Origin of the sequence: uncultured Cellulomonas sp. (assembly GCF_947494015.1) — a bacterium.
Lineage (GTDB): Bacteria > Actinomycetota > Actinomycetes > Actinomycetales > Cellulomonadaceae > Pengzhenrongella.
Window position 1 is genome coordinate 94,445 of the sequence record NZ_CANLTL010000012.1, and the last position, 20,224, is coordinate 114,668.

Consider the following 20,224-nt stretch of genomic DNA (forward strand, 5'->3'; position numbering starts at 1 on the left):
GGTCGCTCTGAGATGACCCTGACATGGCTCTGACCTGGCGCGCGGTGGCCCTGACCGCGGTCGGTGCCGTCCCGGTGCTGCTGGTGCCGGTGCCCGGGACCGTGCTGCTCTGGGCGCTGCTCGTGGTCGCCCTGTGCGCACTGGACGTGGCCCTGGCGGCGTCCCCGCGGCTCGTCGCCGTCTCCCGTGCGTTGCCGGCCTCGGTCCGGCTCACCGAGCAGACCCGCTCGGTGCTCACCGTGACCAACACCAGCTCGCGGCGGCTGCGCGCACTGGTCCGCGACGCGTGGCAGCCGTCCGCGGGCGCGCAGGGGAACCGGCACGCGGTCGACCTGCCGCCGGCCGAGTCCCGGCGCCTGGTCACCGTGCTGGTGCCCACCCGGCGCGGTGACCGGCTCGCCGACCTGGTGACGATCCGCTCGTTCGGCCCGCTCGGGCTCGCCGCCCGGCAGGCGTCCGTCGCGGTCCCGGCCGTGCTGCGCGTGCTGCCCGAGTTCGCCTCCCGCCGTCACCTGCCCAGCCGGCTGGCCCGGTTGCGCGAGCTGGACGGGCGCGCCGCCGTGCAGGTGCGGGGGCAGGGCACGGAGTTCGACTCCCTGCGCGAGTACGTCGTCGGCGACGACGTCCGGTCCATCGACTGGCGCGCCACCGCCCGGCGCTCCGAGGTGGTGGTCCGCACCTGGCGACCGGAGCGGGACCGGCGGGTGCTGCTCGTGGTGGACACATCCCGCACCTCCGCCGCCCGCATCGGCGAGGCACCGCGGCTGGACGCGTCCATCGAGGCGGCGCTGCTGCTGGCGGCGCTGGCCGGACGGGCCGGGGACCGCGTCGAGCTGGTGGCGTTCGACCGCCGCGTGCGCGCGCGGGTCGCCGGGGCGCACGGCAGCCGGCTGATGCCGGCGCTGGCCGACGCCCTCGCCCCGCTCGAGCCGGCTCTGGTCGAGACGGACTGGCCGGGTGTGGTCCGCGAGGTCCGGGCGCGGCTGTCGCAGCGGTCCCTGGTCGTGCTGCTGTCGGCGCTCGAGCCGGCGACCGTGGAGTCCGGGCTGCTCGGCGTGATCGGCGGGCTGACCCGCGACCACACCGTGGTGCTCGCGTCCGTGCGTGACCCGGAGTCGGACGGCCTGCGGTCGGGCCGCACCAGCGCGGCGGAGGTCTTCGACGCCGCCGCGGCCGAGCGGGCCCAGCTCGAGCGGTCCGCGGCGGGTGGGCGGCTGCGCCAGCGCGGCGCCGAGGTGGTCGACGCCCTGCCGGACGACCTCGCTCCCTTGCTGGCCGACACCTACCTCGCGCTCAAGGCGGCCGGCCGGCTCTGACCGGGCGACGGCCCGCGCACGCGTGGACGCCCTCCTTGTGGCGGGGTCCCGGGCGCGCGACCATCGACCCATGCCCCGACGCGCAGCGGCCGACGACGCCCGGGTGGCGGCCCTCGCCGCCAGCCGCGCCCTGCTCACGGTGACCGCCGTCGCGGTCGCGGCCGGGGCGCTGGTCGCCGCGTGCGCACCGTCGACCACGGGCCGCCGCGGGGCCGGTGCGCACCGCACGCCCGCACCCCGGGCACGGGTCGACGCCGCCCTGCGCGAGGCCGGTGCGAGCGGCCTCGGCGTCGCCGTGTGGGTGCCGAACGGGCTGTGGCTGGACGGTGACCCGGGCGCGGAGCCGTTCGTCCGAGCCCTGGAGTGGGTCGCGACCACCGGACCGTCGGCCGCGCCGTCGGGCACCGTGACCGTGCGCCAGGACGCGGCCGGCGACGGGGCGGTGCGCGTGGTGGTGACCGACGACGACGCGGAGCTGGCCGCGGCGCTGGCCACCCTGGCGGACGCCGACACGCTCGTCCGCGACCGTGCCGGCTGGCTCGTCGTCACCGGCAGCAGCGTCCGCCCCCTGCTCGCCGGGGACCGGGCCGGCCTGCCCGGCACGTTCACCGTCGCGCAGCTGCGCGACCGGCTCGCCGCCCGCGCCCCGGGCGGCGAGCCGGTCGGCAGCTGACCACGGGGGCAGCCGGTACGGTCACGGCATGACCCAGGGCCCCGACGCAGCCGCGCGCCCGCCCGGCGGACCGCGGGTGCCGCGGGCGGACCGGCCACCGGCCGCGCCCCCGCGCCCCGCACTGGACGGCGAGGGCTTCGCCGCCGCGATGGAGCTCGGCGGGCCGCCGCCCGCCCTGGTCACGGCGGTCCTGCTCTGGCTCGCCGGCAGCGCCGCCGCGCTCGTCGCCGTCGCAGCGCTGTGGATGCAGCGGGCGGCGGTCCAGGGGCGGCTGGCCGCGGTCGCCGTCGAGCAGGACCCGTCGGTCGCCGCCGACGTCGTCGCCGAGAGCGTCCGGTACGCGTTCGCCGCCGCTGCCGGCGGGGTCGCGCTGGTCGCCGTCGTCCATGCGGCCCTCGCGCTGCTGCTGCGCCGGGGACGGTCCTGGGCGCGACCGGCTCTGGTGGTCGCCGGTGCACTGGGCGTCGCGGTGGCCGTCGCGGTGCAGGAACTCGCCGCGGCCCCGGACCGTGCCCTGCTCGCCGACCCCGTGCGGGTCGCGCTGCTGGTCCACGCCGGGCTCGTCGTGGCGGCGCTCGGCGCGATGCTCACCCCGAGCGCGGGACGGTGGCTCAGGCGCGCCCGGGCGCTGCGACGCTGACGGGCTCGAGCAGCGCCTCGCACGTGCGCACCACCAGCCGGCAGGCCCGACGCGTCTCGCGGTCGGCCAGCGGGTGCCGGCCCCGCTCCAGCCACTCCTCGCGCGCCCGTCGGGCGGCCTCGGCCACGCGGTCGGGTTCGGCGTCGGGGGGCAGCGCCAGCCGGTCGGTCGGCCGGTCGCCCTGGGCCCCGAGCAACCGCTCCGCCGCGGCCAGGGCGTCGGCGGGCAGCGCGAGGCCCGGGGTCCGCAGCGCCCTCAGCAGCTCGAGCTCGCGCACACCGTGCCCGGCCAGCGTCAGCCGCTCGCACTCGGCCGCCAGCTCGCGTCCCCCCGGGACGGGGTGCTCGTCCAGCAGCCGGGTCAGGGCCAGCACCGCGCCCTGGGCCCGCAGGACGTCCCGCCGCGCGGTCAGCTGGGCGTCGAGCACCCGGCGCAGCTCGGTCAGCCCGCTGCGGCGCTCGAGCTCGCCCGCCAGCACCGGCGCGGGCAGGTCCTGGGTGCGCAGCAGGGTGAGCGCGAGCCGGACGCCGAACAGCCCGAACCGGGACAGCAGCGCGGCCCGCGCCGCGGCCGGCACGGGCAGGTCGAGGGACGGCCGCCGGAACCGGTCGACCGACAGCAGCAGCCCGTCGGTCACCGTCCGGTCCAGCCGGGCCAGCGCGCGCAGGTCGGCGACCTCGTCCTCGCGCAGCGTCTGCCCGGTCACGGCGAGCAGCCCGGCGACCGGTACCACGGTCTGCACCAGCGGTCGCAACGACGCCTCCCCGCGGTACCGCTCGGCCACACGCCCGGAGGCGATCATCGCGTCGATCCGGCCCACCCCGACCTCGTCCGCGCGGGACAGCACGGCGACGGTCCCCGGCGCCGCCCCGCGTGCCCCGCGGCCGGCGCCGAACGACTCCAGGAACCGGACGTCGGTCGCGTGCAGGTGTCTGAGCAGGTAGACCACCGCGTCGACCACGGGCTCGCCGTCGGCCGGCTCGCCGTCGTCGCCGGTGAGGAACGCCCGGGTCCGCTCGGAGACGTCACGGGAGAGCGAGTCCAGCCCGGGGGTGTCCACCAGCGTCGTGCGCCGCAGGCCCGGTGCCGGCCACCCCACCTCGATCCGGTCGATCTGCGGCGCCGGTCGCCCGCGCAGGTCGATCTCCAGCCCGCCGGGTCCGCGCCGCGGCGGGCTGGACCAGGGGGCGCCGTCGACCGGGTGCACGGTGACCGACGGCGTCCGGGTCCACCGGTACCAGGTCAGCACCCGGGTGCACTCGGCGTGGTCGCTGGCGGCGAGCTCCACGCCGAGCAGCGCGTTGAGCAGGGTCGACTTGCCGGCCTTGAGCTTGCCGGCCAGCGCGACCCGCAGCGGTGCGTCGAGGCCGGCGAGCCGACGCTCGAGCGTGCCGACCGCCTCGGCGGCACCGGCGCCGGGTGCGGCGGCGTAGGCCGCCACCGCCCGGTCCAGCAGGTGGCGGACCTCCACGACGGCGCGGGGGCCGGGGCTCTGCTGCGCGGGCTCGTCCGCTCCGCTCACGCCGGCACCCCCACGCGGGTGGCCGGGGCGTCGACCAGCCGCGCCGCGGCGGCCCGGACGCCCTCGATGCGGGCCACCGTCGCGCGGACGTGCGCGGCACGCTCGGCGCGGTCCGCCTCGCCCGCCTTGGCGGCCTCGCGCGCGGTGCGCACCGAGTCGTCCAGCGACCGGTACAGCTCGTCCGCCGTCGTCGTGAAGTGGTCCCGCAGGACCCGCTGCATCGTGCGCAGGCGGTCCTTGGAGTCCTTGCTCACCTGGAAGATCACCTCGTCGACGTGCCGGCGCACGGCCGCCTTGGCCTCGGCCTGGCGGCGCTTGACCCGGGCCCGGTGGTCGTCCCGGTACGCCTTGCCGCCCATGATGACGCCGATGCCGACGGAGAACGGGTTGATGATCGACATCCCGAGGGTGACCGCCGTGACCATCCCGAACATCAGGATCCCGCCGTAGGACCCGCGCAGGGCGATCAGCGTCTTCTGCGTCGGCCCGACGCGCTCGACCTCGACCCGCTCCAGGCGCGCGACCAGCTCGAGCACCTCGTCGCTGTCGCCGCGGAGCAGCTCGGGCAGGGCCACGGTGCCGTCCCGGTCGAAGTGCTGGGCGACCTGCCCCGCGAGCCACTGGGCCCGCTCGTGCGCCCACACGAAGTTGGCGGCCACCGCGGAGGCGATCCGCTGGACCAGCCAGCCGTCGAACTCGTCCCACACGACCCCGGGGTCAGCGGTGTCGACCGCCTCCTCGGCCTCCCGGGTGATCTTGCGCAGCCGGTCGCGCAGGTCGTACTCGACGTCCGCGGCCAGATCGGTCACCCCGTCGCCCAGCGTCTGCTGCCATCGCGCGGAGCGGCGCCGCAGCTCTCCCGTGGTCTCGCGCGCGGCCACCAGCTCCTCGATCATCGCGGCGCTGCCGGCGGGGTCCTCCAGGGCGCTGAGCTCGGCCCGGGCGGACATGGCCAGGTGGTCGGTGACCGCCAGGACGTCGTGCGTGGTCGACCGGCGCGCCAGCGTGCCGGCCCGGCCGACGACGTCCTCACGCAGGTACGACACGAGCTCGGGGAAGCCGGACTCCCCGTGCAGGTCGGCGTCGCGGGTGCGCGCGGCGTGCAGCCGCAGCGCGGACGACACCGGCATGAGCCGCACCCGCGCCCCCGCCGCCTCCAGGTGCCCGCGGTCGAGGTCGGCGACCTGCCGCCACTGCGGGTACAGGTCCGTCTTGGTCAGCACGCAGGCGACGGTGGGGCACAACCGCATGGCGTGGTCGAGGAACTCCAGCTCGGGCTCGGAGTACTCCTGGGCGGCGTCCGACACCAGCAGCACCGCGTCGGCGGTCGGCAGGGCCGCCATCGTGTTCGCGGCATGGGTCGACCCGAGGCCGCCCACGCCCGGGGTGTCGACGAGCACCAGCCCGTCGGCGAGCAGGCTGCGCGGCAGGGTCACCTCGGCGTGCGAGAGCCGGCGGGCGTTGCCGGGGTTGCCGAGCTCGGACACGTGCTCGGCCAACGACTCCAGCGGGACCGGCACCCGGGTGGCCGACGCCGTCGCGGCGGCACCGGAGCCGTCGTCCGGCAGGTCGGGGGGCGCCAGGACGAGTGTGGCGGACGGCACGTCACCGTGCGCGACCACGGTCGGCACCGAGGTCGCGACGTCGTCGTCGACCGGGCACACCGGCGCGTTGACCAAGGCGTTCACGAGCTGGCTCTTGCCCTGCTTGAACTCCCCCACCACGAGCACCCGGACGTGCGGGTCCCGCAGGCGGCGTCGGGCCGCCTCCAGGCGAGCCATGAGGTCGGGGCGTCCCGAGTCGGCCGTCACCTCGACGGCACGGTCGAGCAGGTCGGCAAGTGGTTCCACGCGGCAGCTCCAGGGGTCGCACCGAGTAACCCATCGCGTGGGCAGGTCCCGCAACACCGGCGCGCCAGGTGGTGCGGGACCTGTCCCGCGGACGTGGGCCGCGGACCGGCGCACGGCGGGCCGCGTCGCGCTCGTGGCGCGACGCGGCCCGCCTGGGTCGGTCAGGCGATCGGGTCCTCCTCCTCCACCGGCGGCAGCCCGTCGACGTCGGTGGAGTTGTCGGAGTTGTCGCTGTTGTCGGAGTTGTCGGAGTTGTCGCTGAGCACGATGTCGTCGTAGCCGTCGTCGTCGGAGTTGTCGGAGTTGTCGCTGTTGTCCGAGTTGTCGCTGTTGTCGACGACGGAGTTGTCGACCACCGAGTTGTCGGAGTGGTCGGAGTTGTCGACCACCGAGTTGTCGGAGTTGTCGCTGTTGTCCGAGTTGTCGGAGCTGTCGACGACCGAGTTGTCGACCACCGAGTTGTCGGAGTTGTCGGAGTTGTCGGAGTTGTCCGAGCTGTCGACGACCGAGTTGTCGACCACCGAGTTGTCGGAGTTGTCGGAGTTGTCGCTGTTGTCCGAGTTGTCGCTGTTGTCGACGACCGAGTTGTCGACCACCGAGTTGTCGCTGTTGTCCGAGTTGTCGGAGTTGTCGCTGCTGTCGACCACCGAGTTGTCGGAGTTGTCCGAGTTGTCGGAGTTGTCGCTGCTGTCGACGATCGAGTTGTCGACCACCGAGTTGTCGCTGTTGTCGGAGTTGTCCGAGCTGTCGACCACCGAGTTGTCGCTGTTGTCGCTGTTGTCCGAGTTGTCGGAGCTGTCGACGACCGAGTTGTCCGTCACCGAGTTGTCGGAGTTGTCGGAGTTGTCCGAGTTGTCGGAGTGGTCCGAGCTGTCCGAGTTGCCCACGACGTTGCCGTCGCCGAGCACGTTGCCCGCCCCGACCACGGCCGGCCCGCTGATGTCCTCGCCCGCCGCGACGCCGCCGTTGGCGACCACGGGGTGGATGTCGAACATCTGCTCCACGTCGCCGTCGGCCCAGATGTTCTGGTTGACCGAGCTGTCCACCACGGTGTCGCGGTCGTCGATGATCGTCGAGTTGTACGTGTAGGTGGCGATGAGGTTCTGCAGCTGGGGGACGACGTCGTCGCCGCTGCCCGCCGCGCTCCCGGCACCGACGGCGGCCGGGACCGCAGCCGGCGCCGCGGCAGCGGAGGCGGCCGGGACGGCGCTGACGGCACCGCCGCCGCCCGAGCTCCCGCCGGAGCCGCTGAGGGTCGCCGGCGCGGAGTTGCCGCCGCCGAAGTCGTAGTCCCGGTCCATGCTGACCGGGGACTGGTCGAGCACCACCGGGATGACGTCGTCGAGGTCGGCCGAGGTGATGTCGCCCAGACCCGCGTCCTCGAGGGCGCCCTGCGGGTCCTCGACGAAGGCCTGCGCGGCCTCGGGGTCACGGAGCAGGTTGAGGATGAAGTCCAGGAGCGTGCTGGCTACGTGCGGCATGTCGATCCCTCTCGTGCTGGGTGCGGGCGTGCTGCCCAGGTGGACGCTAGGGAGGGCCGGCGGGTGCAGGTATCGGGGACTTGCCCCCTACTTGGCCGTCGCCGTTGGGGGATCCTGCGCATTCCGGCGGTCGAGGGCGACGCGCGGGTCGGTGACACCTCGTCGGCGGCGACGGAGCGGGATCCCGGGGTCGACCGTCAGGTGAATCTGGGGTGAAAGGGACGAAACGGCTGGTCCGCTCGGTGCGGACGGGGGCATCATGGGCCCCGCGGGCGCCGACGAAGGACTCGCGGCGTCTGCGTGGGGAGAGGGCCGGGCATGGGGTACACCCTGGGGGTCGATCTCGGCGGCCCGGAACCGGTCGCCGCCGTCGGCCACCCGGACGGCAGCTCGTCGGTCGTGGTCGGCCTGCCCGCCGCCACGCTGACCGACGCGGTGGATCGGCTGGGGACCCCCCAGGACGGCTGGGACGGCGTCGGCACCGCTCCCCTCGTGCTGGCGGACGCCGTCGCGCGCTGCGTGGGGCACGCCGCGGCGACCCGGCGTGACCGGCCGTCCGACCTGGTGGTCAGCCACCCGGCGGCGTGGGGCCCGTACCGCGTGGGCCTGCTCGCCGATGCGCTGCGCGGCCACGACCTGCCACCGTGGCGCCTGCTCCCGGACACCGTCGCGATCGCCCGTCAGGCCGCTGCGACGGATCCCCGCCTCGCACTCGGGCCGTGCCGGCTGGCCGTCGTCGACATCCGCGACGAGCAGACGAGCGTGGGCGTGGTGGCGGTCGCCGGGGACGCGCAGCCGGCCCCGCCGCCCCGCCTCGTCGGCCCGGTCCGGGTGGTCGCGGAGCTCGCCTCCGCCGACCTGGACGACGCCGTCCTGGCACACACCGTCGCGGTCGCCGCGGACCTCGGGCTCCTCGACGCGTCCGGGCTGACGCCGGATGCGGCCGAGCGGCTGCGCGCCGCCTGCCGATCCGCGGCGGACGAGGTGCTGACCGCCGGTTCGGCGGTCGTGGGCTACCCGGCCCCGGACGGCGCCCGGCCGATCCGGTCGGTGCTCGCCGACGTGGAGCCCCGGCTGCACGACCGCAGCCGCCACGCCGTCGCGCAGGTCGCCGCGGCGGTGGGCAGGCTCGCACCCGCCGGCGTCGACGCGGTCGTGCTGTGCGGCCGGCTCGCCGCGATGCCGCTGCTGACCGAGCTCGTCGCCGAGCGGTTCGACGCCCCCGTCACCGTGGTGCCCGGCGGCGACACCGTCGCGGCCCGCGGAGCGGCGACCGCGGCGGCGCTGCTGCGCCCCGAGCCCGCCGCCGACCGCACCGCCGTCCCCCGTCCCCGCGACACGGACGCAGCCGCCGCCGAGGGGGATGCGGCTCACCGTCACGGTCGCCGCCGCGCCCCGGTGCGGTCCCGGCCCAGCTCCCGCCCGCTGCGGGCGACCGCCGCGGCGTGGATCGGGACGCTGGTCCTCGGGGTGCTCGCCGCGGCGGTCGCCGACGACGCCGTCGCGCGCAGCGACCACGGGCACGACGCGCCGGCCGGCGTCGTGGTCACGGATCCGCCGCCGCCCGGGACGTCGCGCGGATGACCGCGACGCTGCCGCCCCCCGCCCCCGACGTCCCGGTCGCCGACCCGGCGACCGGTGGCACCGCCGCCGGAGGAGGACCGGCGGCCGCGCTCACCGCCCACCCCGTGCTCGGCCGTGCGCTGTCGTGGGTCGACCGGACCCCACAGGCGCCGCTGGTGCTGGCGATCTGCGGCACCGGCGGCACCGGCAAGTCGACGGCACTGGCCGCGCTGCGAGCCGCGTACCGCGCGGCGGGCGACCCGGTGGTGAGCGTGCGTGGACGGGCCGGCGTCCGGCCGGACGACCTCGCCGCCGCCGGCAGCCGTCCCGTCCTGGTCGACGACGCCCACCTGCTGCCGGTGGACGCCCTGGAGTGGCTGCTCGAGCGCGCCGACGACGACGCGACCCGGCTCGTCCTCGCACACCGGCCGTGGCCCCGGCCGGCTCCGCTGGCCGACCTCGTGCGCGAGCTGGACGCGCGCGCGGCCGTGGTCGGGCTGGGCGCCCTGGACCGGTCCGGGGTCGCGGCGCTCGCGCACCACCGCCTGGGCCGGCCGGCACCCGCCTCGGTCGTGGACGCCGTGGTCCACCTGTCCGCGGGGGTGCCGCGGCTCGCCGACCTGCTGCTGACCGACGCGGCGCTGAGCGGCGCGGCGTCGCCGCCCACGGCCGGGCCGACGCGGCCCGCACCCTGGCCACGGGCGTGGCCGGGATCCGCGGTGCTCGCCCAGGTCGACACGGACCTCGACGCCGCCGGGAGCGGGGCACGCGCGGTCGTGCTCGCCCTCGCGCTCGGCGGCACACCGGAGCCCGCGGTGCTGTCCCCCGCGCTGGGACTGGCTCCGGATGTCGTCGCGCGCTCGCTGCAGACGGTCGGCGCAGCGGGACTGCTGCTCGCCGACGGGTCGGTCGTGCCGGTGGTGGCGCAGGCGCTGCTGGCGGCGTGCCCGCCCCGGGAGGCCCGCGCCGTCGTCCGCGCCCTGATCCGGGCCGGCCTGGACCACGGCGACGACGCCGCGGCGGTGGCGGCCCGCTTCGACGGCCACGGCGGCGGCCCGGAGCTGGTCGTGGCGCTGCGGGACGCGGCGGCCGCGGTCGGCGCGACGGACCCGGCGCGCGCGGCCGACCTGCTGCGCGCGGGCCTGCCGACCGGTGCGTCGGATCCCGCGGCGGTCGTGGAGCAGGCACGGTACGCGGCACTGGCCGGTGACCTGCACCGCGCCACCGCCCTGGTCGACGACGTGCTGGCGGCGGCGAGCGGACCGGTCGCCGCGGCGGCCGCGTCGGTGGCGACCGCGGTCCTCGCGCACCGCGGCCAGCTCGCCACCGCGGCCGCACCGCACCGAATCAACGCCGGCACCGGGTCGCAGCCGACCCCGGGCACGTGGCAGCCGCGGGTGACCTGTCCGGACGACCCGGCGGGCGAGGCCGCCGCCACCGTCGTGCTGCTGGGCTCGGGTGCCGTCACGTCGTGCCTGCCCGGACCCGGCGCCACGGCCACCGCTCCCGGTGCCGGCACCCGCACCGGCACGGACGGGGCCACCGGTACCGTCGAGGTCCGGTCCGGGCCGGCGCCGGGCGCGACCACGCGGTCGTGCGCGCAGGCGCTGCTGGCCCAGGGCCTGCGTGAGTCGGTGCTCGGGGACGGCCGGCGCTGCCTGGCCACGCTGTCCCGGGCGTCGGCCCTGGTGGGCGGCGACGGCCGCGACACCCTCATGGCGGACACCCCGGCCGCGCTCGGCGCACTCGCCGCGCTCAGCGCCGGCGAGCCGGGGCACGCCGAGCGGCTGCTGCACCGGGCGATCGGCAACGGCGAGGGCGGCCCGGTCGCACAGCCCCGCCACCACCTGCTGCTCGCGTGGGTCGCGATGGTCGGCGGACGGTGCGAGGAGGCGCGCGCGCGGGTGGCCGTGGCCCGGACGGCCGCCGGGGACCGCTGGGGCGAGCGCGACGAGCTCGTCCTGCGGGCGCTGGAGGTCGGGGTGGCGCGCCGGTCGCACGACCTGGGCGCGCTCACCCGCGCGTGGCCCGGCGCCTGGCAGGCGCTGCTCGGCCACGGGCTGGACCTGTTCATGCTGCTGCCCCTCGGCGAGCTCGCGGTCGCGGCGGCGCGCCTGGACCGCTCCCACCAGGTGGCGGCCCACCTGGAGGAGGCGGGCGGGCTGCTGGCCCGCGCCGGGGAGCCGGTGCTGTGGGCCACGCCCCTGCACTGGTACGGGGTGCGGGCGGCGATCGTCGCGGAGCGGCCCGAGTCGGTCGCCCCGCACGCCACCGCACTGGTCCGCGGCGCGGCGACCAGCCGCCACGCCGCGATGCTCGCCGAGGCGGGCCGGGTCTGGGTGCAGGTGCTCGCCGGGCGCGTGGAGCCGGCAGCCGTCGAGCGGGTGGCGCGCCGGCTGCACGCGGCCGGGCTCGGCTGGGACGGCGCGCGGCTCGCCGCGCACGCCGCGGCGCACACCGAGGACCCGCGCAGCGGGGGCCGCCTGCTGCACGTCGCACGCGACCTGCGCGCGGGCACGGACCGGGCCGTGACACCGGCGCCCGTCCTCCCGGCGGTGGGACACCGGCGGGTGCCGTCGGACGCGGCGGCCCCGGTGGCGTCACCGCGGCCGTCCCCGACGCCGGCGAGCACGGCGCCGACGCGGGCGGCCGCCGTGCCGGCGTCGTCGTCCGCCGGCCCGGCTGCGGGGACCGCTCGCGGCTGGACGGGTGCCGCGACGCCCCCGGCGGCACCGGTGCGGGCGGCCGGCGGGCCGCCGTCGTCAGCGCGGGAGGCGGCCGGGACGCGGACCGCGCCGGGACGGCCGGACCCCTCCGGCCTCGGGGACGCGGCACCCGAGATGGCCGTCCACCTGTCCGTGCGCGAGCTGGAGGTCGCGCGCCTGGTGGTGGCCGGGCACACCTACCGCGAGATCTCCGAGCGGCTGTACATCTCCGCCAAGACGGTGGAGCACCACATGGCCCGCATGCGGCAGCGGCTCGGGCTGGAGTCACGGGCGGCGCTGCTGTCGCACCTGCGCGCCCGGGTCGCCACGCTGCCCGGGGAGCGACCGGAGCAGCCGGCCTGACCGGTCGACCGGGACGGGCTGCCGCCGTGCGCCTACCCGGCGACCGGCAGCACGTGGCCGGCACGGTCGGCGTCCAGGTCACCGGTGTGGCCCGCCGCGACCGCCCGGCGCCCCAGCACGATCGTGTAGACCCAGAACGCCGCCAGGACGAGCACGCCGACGGTGATCTTCACCCCCCAGGGCAGCGCCGAGCCGGTCACGAAGCCCTCGACGAGCCCGGACACGCCCAGCACACCGACGAGGCCGATCGCGACCGTGAACAGCGCGCGCGCCTCCTCCGCGAGCGCCCGGGACCGCGGACGGCGCCCGGGGTCCACCCAGGTCCAGAACAGCCGCAGCCCCGCGGCACCCGCGACGAAGACGGCGGTCAGCTCGAGCAGGCCGTGGGGGGCGATGAGGGACAGGAAGATGTCCAGGCGTCCCTCGTCGGCCATCATCCCGCCGGTCGCGCCGACCATGACGGCGTTGTTCACCAGCACGAACAGCGGCCACACGCCGCTGATCCCCAGTCCCACGCACTGGGCGGCGATCCAGGCGTTGTTCGTCCAGACCATGGCCGCGAACCCTGCCGACGGGTCGTAGTACTGGGCGAACGCGTCCTCGGCGTAGGACCGCCGCTCGGACGGCGTGCCCATCGCGGCCAGCGCGGCGGGGTCCGTGGCCACCCACGTGCCGGCGGCCACCGCCACCAGCAGGCACGCGACGGTGACGGCGACGGTCCACCAGCGGATCCGGTACAGCGCGGCCGGGACCGTCAGGACGACGAACCGGGCGACGTCGCCCCATGCGGGCTCGTGCGCGCCGGCGATGGTGCTGCGGGCGCGGCCCAGCACGTCCGACAGGCGCGCCACCGTCACGGCGTCGGGGGCTGCGGACCGGACCGTCGACAGGTCGGTCGCGACCGCCTGGTAGAGCCGGACCAGCTCGTCGGCCTCCGCCCCGTTCAGCCGGCGCCGGCGGGCGAGCTCGTCCAGCCGGGTCCACTGCGGTCCGCGCACCGCGGTGAAGGCATCGAGGTCCACGCCCGATACCCTGCCACAGCGCCCGGCCGTGCCGGGTCGCCCGTCACCCCACCGCCCGGCACGGGCCGGGTTCGGACCGGGGTGGTCGGCGGGCGGGACGACGAGGGGACGCAGCGCGCGATGACCGACGGGATCCTGACCGGTGAGGGCGTGCTGCTGGACTCGCGGCCGGCGTCGTTCGCCACGCGCATGCTCGCCGGGCTGCTCGACATCGTCGTGCTCGGGGCGCTGATCTTCGCGATCGTCGTCGTGGTGGGCGTGCTCGGCGCTGAGGTCGGCCCGCAGGCGGGCCAGGCGATGCTCGTGGTCGCGCTGGTGCTCGTCATGGTGGTCGTGCCCACCACCGTCGAGACGCTGACCCGGGGCCGGTCGCTGGGCAAGCTCGCGGCCGGCATCCGCATCGTGCGGGACGACGGCGGGCCGGTCCGCTTCCGGCAGGCCTTCGTGCGGGCGCTGACCGGCGTGGGCGAGCTGTGGCTCACGGTCGGGTCGGTCGCGCTGATCACGTCGATGGTCAACAACCAGGGCAAGCGGGTGGGCGACATCCTCGCCGGCACCTACGCCGTGCGGGTCCGCGGTGCGGTCCGCGCCCTGGCACCGCTGACGATGCCGCCGGCCCTGGCCGGGTGGGCACGCACGGCCGACATCGGCCGTCTGCCGGACGGTCTGGCCCTGTCCGCACGGCAGTTCCTGGGCCGCGCCGCCACGCTGCACCCGGCGTCGCGCGCGGCGATGTGCGCCGCGCTCACCGCCGAGATCGGGCGGTACGTGGCCCCCGGGCCGCCGCCCGGGACGCCGCCGGAGGCGTTCCTCGCCGCGGTGCTGGTCGAGCGCCGGGACCGGGAGTTCGCCGCCGGCAGCCGCGCGGCGGAGGTGGCCCGCGCGGAGGCGCACGTGCTGCAGCGCCTGCCGCACGCGGTGCCCGACCCGGTCGACTGAGCCGACCGGGTCGGGGCGCAGCACCCGGCCCGTGCGGGCCGGGTGCCGTCAGTACCGGTAGTGCTCGGGCTTGAACGGTCCGGCGGCGTCGACGCCGAGGTACTCGGCCTGCGTCTTGGACAGCTCGGTGAGCCGGGCCCCGAGCGCGTCCAGGTGCAGACGGGCGACCTTCTCGTCGAGCACCTTGGGCAGGCGGTAGACCCCGAGCGGGTACTGGTCGCGCTTGGTGTACAGCTCGATCTGCGCGATGACCTGGTTGGTGAACGAGCTGCTCATGACGAACGACGGGTGGCCCGTCGCGTTGCCGAGGTTCAGCAGCCGGCCCTCGGACAGCACGATGATCGAGTGCCCGTCGGGGAACGTCCACTCGTGCACCTGCGGCTTGATCTCGACCCGCTCGACGCCGGGCAGCGCGGCGAGGCCGGCCATCTCGATCTCGTTGTCGAAGTGGCCGATGTTGCCGACGATCGCCTTGTTCTTCATCCCCTGCATGTGCTCGGCGGTGATGACGTCGCGGTTGCCGGTGGTGGTGATGAAGAAGTCGGCCTGGTCCAGGACGTCCTCGATCCGCGCGACCTGGTAGCCGTCCATCGCGGCCTGCAGCGCGCAGATCGGGTCGACCTCGGACACCACGACCCGCGCGCCCTGGCCGCGCAGCGCCTCGGCCGCGCCCTTGCCGACGTCCCCGTAGCCGGCGACGAACGCGACCTTGCCGCCCATCAGGACGTCGGTGGCGCGGTTGATGCCGTCCGGCAGGGAGTGGCGGATGCCGTACTTGTTGTCGAACTTGGACTTGGTGACCGAGTCGTTGACGTTGATCGCCGGGAACAGCAGCTCGCCGGCCTCGAAGAGCTGGTACAGCCGGTGCACCCCGGTGGTGGTCTCCTCGGTGACGCCCTGGATCTCGGCGGCGATCCGGGTCCAGCGCTGCGGGTCGGCCGCGAGGGACCGGCGCAGGACGCCCAGGATGAGGTTGTACTCCTCGGAGTACCCCGGGTCACCGGGCCGGCCGTCGGACGGCACGGCGCCCAGCCGCTCGAACTCCGCGCCCTTGTGCACCAGCAGCGTGGCGTCGCCGCCGTCGTCCAGGATCATGTTGGGCCGCTGGTCACCGGGCCACACCAGGATCTGCTCGGTGCACTCCCAGTACTCCTCGAGGGACTCGCCCTTCCAGGCGAACACCGGCACGCCCGACGGCGCCTGCGGCGTGCCGGCGCCCACGACGACGGCGGCCGCGGCCTCGTCCTGGGTGGAGAAGATGTTGCACGACGCCCAGCGCACCTCGGCGCCGAGCGCGGTCAGCGTCTCGATCAGCACGGCCGTCTGGACCGTCATGTGGATGGACCCGGCGATCCGGGCGCCGGCGAGCGGCTGCGACGCGGCGTACTCCTCGCGCAGCGCCATCAGGCCCGGCATCTCGTGCTCGGCGAGCCGGATCTGGTGGCGGCCGGCGGCGGCCAGGGACAGGTCGCGGACCTTGTAGCGGCCGGGGACCTCGTGGAACGTCGTGGTCATGTCACTCCAGTGCTGAACGGATGGGGCACGGGTCGGCAGGGGTCGGCGCGCGCCGACCGGTGGGTACCCACCGACGCCCGCCTGGGCACGGCAGGACACGACCGAGGCCGGGCGTCCCGCCAGCTCGCCCGGCGCAGCCCCTCTGGGCCGTGGGCATCACCGACGCCGTGCGTACCGATCGTAACGGCGGGGCACTGGGAGACTGTTCCCGTGACCGCGCACCTCCTGGCTCGTGGCGTCGGCGCCGCGTTCGCCGACCGCACCCTGTTCAGCGACCTGTCCCTGACCGTCGCCCCCGGCGACGTCGTCGGGCTGGTCGGCGCCAACGGGGCCGGCAAGTCCACGCTGCTGCGGATCCTCGCCGGCGTGGACGCACCCGCCGCCGGCACGGTGACCACCTCGCCGCCCGACGCCCTGGTGGGCTGGCTCCCGCAGGAGGTCGAGCGCCGTGCGGGCGAGAGCGTCGGGCAGCACCTCGCGCGGCGGACCGGCGTCGCGGCCGCCCAGACGGCGCTCGACGACGCGGCGCAGGGCCTCGCGGACGGCGTGCCGGGGTCCGACGACGCCTACGCGCAGGCTTTCGACCGGTGGATGGCGCTCGGCGCGGCGGACCTCGAGGAGCGCACCGGCCAGGTGCTGGCCGACCTGGGCCTGCGCGTGGGGCCCGGCCACGCCATGACCGGCCTGTCGGGTGGGCAGGCAGCCCGGGTCGGCCTGGCCGCGCTGCTGCTGTCGAGGTTCGACGTGCTGCTGCTCGACGAGCCGACCAACGACCTGGACCTGGACGGGCTCGCGCGCCTGGAGGCCTTCGTGCAGGGCCAGCGCGCGGGCGTCGTCGTGGTCTCCCACGACCGGGAGTTCCTGGCCCGGTGCGTGACCAGCGTCGTCGAGCTGGACCTGGCCCAGCAGCAGGTCTCGGTCTACGGCGGCGGGTACGACGCCTACCTGGAGGAGCGTGAGACCGCCCGCCGCCATGCGCGGGAGGCCTACGAGGAGTACGCCGACCGGCGCGCGGGGCTGGAGGAGCGCGGGCGCACCCAGCGGGCCTGGATGGAGAAGGGCGTGCGCAACGCCGTCCGCAAGGCGACCGACCCGGACAAGATCCTCAAGCACCACCGTCGCGAGGGCTCGGAGAAGCAGGCCGCCAAGGCGCGGCAGACCGACCGCATGATCGAGCGCCTCGAGGAGGTCGCCGAGCCGCGCAAGGAGTGGGAGCTGCGGTACGACATCGCCGCGGCACCCCGGGGCAGCTCCGTCGCCGCGACGCTGCGCGGCGCCGTCGTGCGGCTCGGCGCCTTCACGCTCGGCCCGGTGGACCTGCAGCTCGACGCCGGGGACCGCGTGGCCGTCACCGGGCCCAACGGTGCGGGCAAGACGACGCTGCTGGGGGCGCTGCTGGGCCGCGTCCCGCTCGACGAGGGAGCCGCGTCCCTGGGCGCGAGCGTCGCCGTCGGGGAGGTCGACCAGGCACGCGCGGTGCTCGACTCCCCCGTGCCGCTGCGCGAGGCGTTCGCCGCCCAGGTGCCCGACTGGCCGGACGCTCAGGTCCGCACCCTGCTCGCCAAGTTCGGCCTGCGCGCCGGGCACGTGCTGCGCCCGACGGCATCCCTGTCCCCGGGTGAGCGGACGCGGGCCTCGCTCGCGCTGCTGCAGGCGCGCGGGGTGAACCTGCTCGTGCTCGACGAGCCGAGCAACCACCTCGACCTGCCCGCGATCGAGCAGCTCGAGGCCGCCCTGGAGTCCTACACCGGGACGCTGCTGCTGGTCACCCACGACCGTCGCATGCTCGACGCCGTGCGGGTGACCCGCCGGTGGGTGGTCGAGGACGGGACCGTCCGCGAGGAGTGAGCGGCGGCCCTCAGGCCCCGTCGCCGGTGACCGCGCGGGACGCGGCCGCCCGGCGCAGGTCCGGCTCGAGGTAGATGACGGCTGTGAGCTGCGGTACGGCCGCCCGGATCCGGCGCTCCGCCGCGTCGATCGCCCGGGCCACCCCGGCCGCGTCGACCGACTCGTCCGGCTCGAACTTCGCGGCCACCAGCAGCTCCTCCGGTCCCAGGTGCATCGTCCTGAGGTGGATGAGGGAGCGGACACCGGGGCCGACGACGGCGCTCTCGATCGCGCGCACCGCCGAGGCGTTCGCCGACTCCCCCAGGAGCAGGGACCGGGTCTCGATCGCCAGGACGATCGCGATGAGGACGAGCAGGATGCCGATCGAGGCGGTGCCGGCGGCGTCGTAGCGGCCGTCCCCCGTGATGAGCGTCAGTCCGACGCCGGCCAGCGCGAAGGAGAGCCCCACCAGCGCGCCGAAGTCCTCGAGCAGCACGACGGGGATCTCGGGCGCCTTCGCGGTCCGGATGAACGACGGCAGGCTCTGCGTGCCGCGCACCTGGTTCGCCTCGTGCACCGCGGTCCGGAACGACAGCCCCTCCATGACCATCGCGGCCACGAGGACGGCGACCGGCACCCACTGCCACTGCGTGATCGGGTGCGGGTCCTGCCACTTGTGCCACGCCTCGTACAGCGCGAACAGCCCGCCGAGGCTGAACAGCACGATCGCGACGATGAACGCGTACAGGTACCGCTCCCGGCCGTAGCCGAACGGGTGCCGGGCGTCGGCCTCCTTGCGCGCCTTGCGGCCGCCGACCAGCAGCAGCAGCTGGTTGCCGGAGTCGGCCAGGGAGTGCACGGACTCGGCGAGCATCGAGCTGGAGGAGGTCAGCAGGAACGCGACGAACTTGGTCAGCGCGATGCCGAGGTTGGCCGCCAGCGCGGCCAGGATGGCCTTGGAGCCACCGTCGTGCGCCACTAGCGGCCCGCGCCGGGCGCGGAGACGGGCCGCGCGTCGTCGGCCAGCAGCACCGGGATGCCGTCCCGCACGGGGTAGGCCAGCGGGTTGTCGGGGTCGGTGGACACCAGCTCGGGCGAGCCGTCCGGGCCCACCCCGTCCACGAGCGTCGCACCGGTCACCGGGCACCGCAGGATGTCACGCAGCCAGGGCTCCAGGGCCCCGGCCGCCGCCTCGTGCTCGCTCACAGCTCCCCCTCGGCGGCGGTCTTGGCGGCGGTGTCGGCGCCCGACACCCCGGTCGCCCCGGTCACGCCCGCGGCCGCGGCGGGCGGTGTGGTCTCGCGGACCAGGGCCAGGACGTCGTCCCGGACCTTCTCCATGACGTCCTCGTCGGCCGCCTCGACGTTGAGCCGCAGCAGCGGCTCGGTGTTGGACGCACGCAGGTTGAACCACCACCGCGGGTGGCTGTCCCAGTGGCTCACGGTCAGCCCGTCGAGCTCGTCCACCTCGACCGGGCCCGCGCCCTGATGGGTCACGTACGCGTGCACGACACGCTCCCGGGCCGACGCGACGTCGTCGACCCGCGAGTTGATCTCACCCGAGGCGGCGTACGGCTGGTAGGCCTCGGCGAGCGCCGACAGCGGGGCGCCCTGCTCGCCCAGGGCGGCCAGCACGTGCATGGCCGCGAGCATGCCGGTGTCGGCGAAGAAGAAGTCCCGGAAGTAGTAGTGCGCGCTGTGCTCGCCGCCGAAGACGGCGTCGTGCTCGGCCATCTGCGCCTTGATGAACGAGTGGCCCACCCGGGTCCGCACGGCGGTCGCCCCGGCCGCGGTGACCAGGTCCGGGACGACCTGGGAGGTGATGAGGTTGTGGATGACGACGGACTGGCGACCGGCGGCGCGCTCGCGCTCGATCTCGCGCAGGCCCACCAGCGCCGTGATCGCCGACGGGCTGACCGGGTCGCCGTTCTCGTCGATGACGAAGCACCGGTCGGCATCGCCGTCGAAGGCGAGCCCGAGGTCGGCGCCGTGCTCGACGACGGCCGCCTGCAGGTCCCGCAGGTTCTCCGGCTCGAGCGGGTTGGCCTCGTGGTTGGGGAACGTCCCGTCGAGCTCGAAGTACAGCGGCACGACGTCCAGCGGGAGCCCGGGCAGGCCGGCGGCGGAGCCGAGCACGGCCGGTGCCGTGTGGCCGCCCATGCCGTTGCCGGCGTCGACCACCACCGTCAGGGGGCGGATCCCGGACAGGTCGACCAGCGACCGCAGGAAGCCGGCGTAGTCGGCGAGCAGGTCGCGGTCGGTGACCTGCCCGCGATCGGCGGCGGCGACCTCCGGGACGGCGTCGGCGAGGTACCGGCCGGCGAGGTCACGGACCTGCGCGAGCCCGGTGTCCTGGCCGACCGGGCGCGCGCCCGAGCGGCAGAGCTTGATGCCGTTGTACTCGGCCGGGTTGTGGCTGGCGGTGAACATGGCGCCGGGCATGCCGAGCGCGCCGGACGCGTAGTACAGCCCGTCCGTGGAGCACAGCCCGATCCGCACGACGTCGACGCCGCGCGCGGCCAGCCCGTCCGCGAAGGCCCCGACGAGCTCGGGCCCCGACGGGCGCATGTCGTTGCCGATGACCACGGCCGGCCGGCCGGTGGCGGCCCCGGTGGCACGGGTGGCGTCCGGCAGGACCACCACGTCGGCGAACGCGGCGCCGATGGCCCGCGCGATGCGGGCGTCGAGCTGGTCCGGCACCACACCGCGCACGTCGTAGGCCTTGATCAGCGCGGACAGGTCGACGCAGGCATCCAGGGGGTTCTCAGGCACGGGGACCACCCTAGCCAGTGCCCGCGGCGCGGCCCGG

General features: G+C 76.1%; 15 protein-coding genes. 7 read left to right on the forward strand and 8 right to left on the reverse strand.

The features are described from left to right. The first annotated feature begins 23 nt into the window (after nucleotides 1-23). The 3 genes from Q0840_RS13995 to Q0840_RS14005 all read left to right on the forward strand — a co-directional run bounded on the left by Q0840_RS13995 (nucleotide 24) and on the right by Q0840_RS14005 (nucleotide 2,629). The gene (locus tag Q0840_RS13995; RefSeq protein WP_298460373.1) at nucleotides 24-1,316 is read left to right on the forward strand and encodes a DUF58 domain-containing protein; all 1,293 of its coding nucleotides are present in this window, start codon (nucleotides 24-26) and stop codon (nucleotides 1,314-1,316) included. Between the two features lie 70 nt (nucleotides 1,317-1,386). Beyond that, the gene (locus Q0840_RS14000; protein ID WP_298460375.1) at nucleotides 1,387-1,989 is read left to right on the forward strand and encodes a hypothetical protein; all 603 of its coding nucleotides are present in this window, start codon (nucleotides 1,387-1,389) and stop codon (nucleotides 1,987-1,989) included. A 28-nt stretch (nucleotides 1,990-2,017) separates the two neighbouring features. After that, the gene (locus Q0840_RS14005; RefSeq protein ID WP_298460377.1) at nucleotides 2,018-2,629 is read left to right on the forward strand and encodes a hypothetical protein; all 612 of its coding nucleotides are present in this window, start codon (nucleotides 2,018-2,020) and stop codon (nucleotides 2,627-2,629) included. Here Q0840_RS14005 and Q0840_RS14010 read toward each other — a convergent pair. From Q0840_RS14010 to Q0840_RS14020, 3 genes are all read right to left on the reverse strand, one after another. Next, nucleotides 2,601-4,151: a GTPase gene (locus Q0840_RS14010; protein ID WP_298460379.1), complete on the reverse strand. Its 1,551-nt coding sequence runs from the start codon at nucleotides 4,149-4,151 to the stop codon at nucleotides 2,601-2,603. The two genes, Q0840_RS14005 and Q0840_RS14010, sit on opposite strands and share 29 nt — an antisense overlap. Continuing rightward, nucleotides 4,148-6,001, reverse strand: a complete 1,854-nt coding sequence (locus tag Q0840_RS14015) for a dynamin family protein (RefSeq protein ID WP_298460381.1) — start codon at nucleotides 5,999-6,001, stop codon at nucleotides 4,148-4,150. Before Q0840_RS14015 ends, Q0840_RS14010 begins: the two co-directional genes overlap by 4 nt. Nucleotides 6,002-6,162: 161 nt before the next feature. Next, entirely contained in the window at nucleotides 6,163-7,482 is a 1,320-nt protein-coding gene (locus Q0840_RS14020) for an IniB N-terminal domain-containing protein (protein WP_298460383.1), read from the reverse strand. 318 nt (nucleotides 7,483-7,800) lie between these two features. Between Q0840_RS14020 and Q0840_RS14025 the strand changes: the two genes are divergently transcribed. Together Q0840_RS14025 and Q0840_RS14030 are read left to right on the forward strand one after the other, a co-directional pair. Continuing rightward, nucleotides 7,801-9,066 carry a hypothetical protein gene (locus Q0840_RS14025; protein ID WP_298460386.1) on the forward strand — a complete coding sequence of 422 codons (1,266 nt, stop codon included), beginning with the start codon at nucleotides 7,801-7,803 and terminating at the stop codon, nucleotides 9,064-9,066. Continuing rightward, complete coding sequence (locus Q0840_RS14030) at nucleotides 9,063-12,113, forward strand: LuxR C-terminal-related transcriptional regulator (RefSeq protein WP_298460388.1); 3,051 nt, start codon at nucleotides 9,063-9,065, stop codon at nucleotides 12,111-12,113. The genes Q0840_RS14025 and Q0840_RS14030 overlap by 4 nt, the downstream gene beginning before the upstream one ends. Before the next feature lie 32 nt (nucleotides 12,114-12,145). On the opposite strand, the gene Q0840_RS14035 is transcribed toward Q0840_RS14030, so the two are convergent. Next, nucleotides 12,146-13,135: a stage II sporulation protein M gene (locus Q0840_RS14035; protein ID WP_298460390.1), complete on the reverse strand. Its 990-nt coding sequence runs from the start codon at nucleotides 13,133-13,135 to the stop codon at nucleotides 12,146-12,148. Between the two features lie 120 nt (nucleotides 13,136-13,255). Here Q0840_RS14035 and Q0840_RS14040 point away from each other — a divergent pair, with 120 nt between their 5' ends. Then, nucleotides 13,256-14,074, forward strand: coding sequence for an RDD family protein (locus tag Q0840_RS14040; RefSeq protein WP_298460392.1), 819 nt, complete (start codon nucleotides 13,256-13,258; stop codon nucleotides 14,072-14,074). 48 nt (nucleotides 14,075-14,122) lie between these two features. Here Q0840_RS14040 and ahcY read toward each other — a convergent pair whose 3' ends face one another. Next, nucleotides 14,123-15,589 carry an adenosylhomocysteinase gene (gene ahcY / locus Q0840_RS14045; RefSeq protein WP_298460394.1) on the reverse strand — a complete coding sequence of 489 codons (1,467 nt, stop codon included), beginning with the start codon at nucleotides 15,587-15,589 and terminating at the stop codon, nucleotides 14,123-14,125. 210 nt (nucleotides 15,590-15,799) lie between these two features. Here ahcY and Q0840_RS14050 point away from each other — a divergent pair, with 210 nt between their 5' ends. Beyond that, the gene (locus tag Q0840_RS14050) at nucleotides 15,800-17,437 is read left to right on the forward strand and encodes an ABC-F family ATP-binding cassette domain-containing protein (RefSeq protein ID WP_298460396.1); all 1,638 of its coding nucleotides are present in this window, start codon (nucleotides 15,800-15,802) and stop codon (nucleotides 17,435-17,437) included. Nucleotides 17,438-17,447: 10 nt separating this feature from the next. On the opposite strand, the gene Q0840_RS14055 is transcribed toward Q0840_RS14050, so the two are convergent. From Q0840_RS14055 to Q0840_RS14065, 3 genes are read right to left on the reverse strand one after another with little or no spacing between them, the layout of a single operon-like run. After that, complete coding sequence (locus Q0840_RS14055) at nucleotides 17,448-18,395, reverse strand: cation diffusion facilitator family transporter (protein WP_298460398.1); 948 nt, start codon at nucleotides 18,393-18,395, stop codon at nucleotides 17,448-17,450. After that, nucleotides 18,395-18,622 carry a Trm112 family protein gene (locus tag Q0840_RS14060; protein WP_298460400.1) on the reverse strand — a complete coding sequence of 76 codons (228 nt, stop codon included), beginning with the start codon at nucleotides 18,620-18,622 and terminating at the stop codon, nucleotides 18,395-18,397. Before Q0840_RS14060 ends, Q0840_RS14055 begins: the two co-directional genes overlap by 1 nt. Continuing rightward, nucleotides 18,619-20,187: a phosphomannomutase/phosphoglucomutase gene (locus Q0840_RS14065; RefSeq protein WP_298460401.1), complete on the reverse strand. Its 1,569-nt coding sequence runs from the start codon at nucleotides 20,185-20,187 to the stop codon at nucleotides 18,619-18,621. The genes Q0840_RS14060 and Q0840_RS14065 overlap by 4 nt, the downstream gene beginning before the upstream one ends. Nucleotides 20,188-20,224: the final 37 nt, after the last annotated feature.

What these genes read in the sequence shown, in the direction of transcription:
- Q0840_RS13995 (WP_298460373.1), top strand. Translation starts at nt 24, where the DNA reads ATGGCTCTGACCTGGCGCGCGGTGGCCCTGACCGCGGTCGGTGCCGTC.
- Q0840_RS14000 (WP_298460375.1), top strand. Translation starts at nt 1,387, where the DNA reads ATGCCCCGACGCGCAGCGGCCGACGACGCCCGGGTGGCGGCCCTCGCC.
- Q0840_RS14005 (WP_298460377.1), top strand. Translation starts at nt 2,018, where the DNA reads ATGACCCAGGGCCCCGACGCAGCCGCGCGCCCGCCCGGCGGACCGCGG.
- Q0840_RS14020 (WP_298460383.1), bottom strand. Translation starts at nt 7,482, where the DNA reads ATGCCGCACGTAGCCAGCACGCTCCTGGACTTCATCCTCAACCTGCTC.
- Q0840_RS14025 (WP_298460386.1), top strand. Translation starts at nt 7,801, where the DNA reads ATGGGGTACACCCTGGGGGTCGATCTCGGCGGCCCGGAACCGGTCGCC.
- Q0840_RS14030 (WP_298460388.1), top strand. Translation starts at nt 9,063, where the DNA reads ATGACCGCGACGCTGCCGCCCCCCGCCCCCGACGTCCCGGTCGCCGAC.
- Q0840_RS14040 (WP_298460392.1), top strand. Translation starts at nt 13,256, where the DNA reads ATGACCGACGGGATCCTGACCGGTGAGGGCGTGCTGCTGGACTCGCGG.
- ahcY (WP_298460394.1), bottom strand. Translation starts at nt 15,589, where the DNA reads ATGACCACGACGTTCCACGAGGTCCCCGGCCGCTACAAGGTCCGCGAC.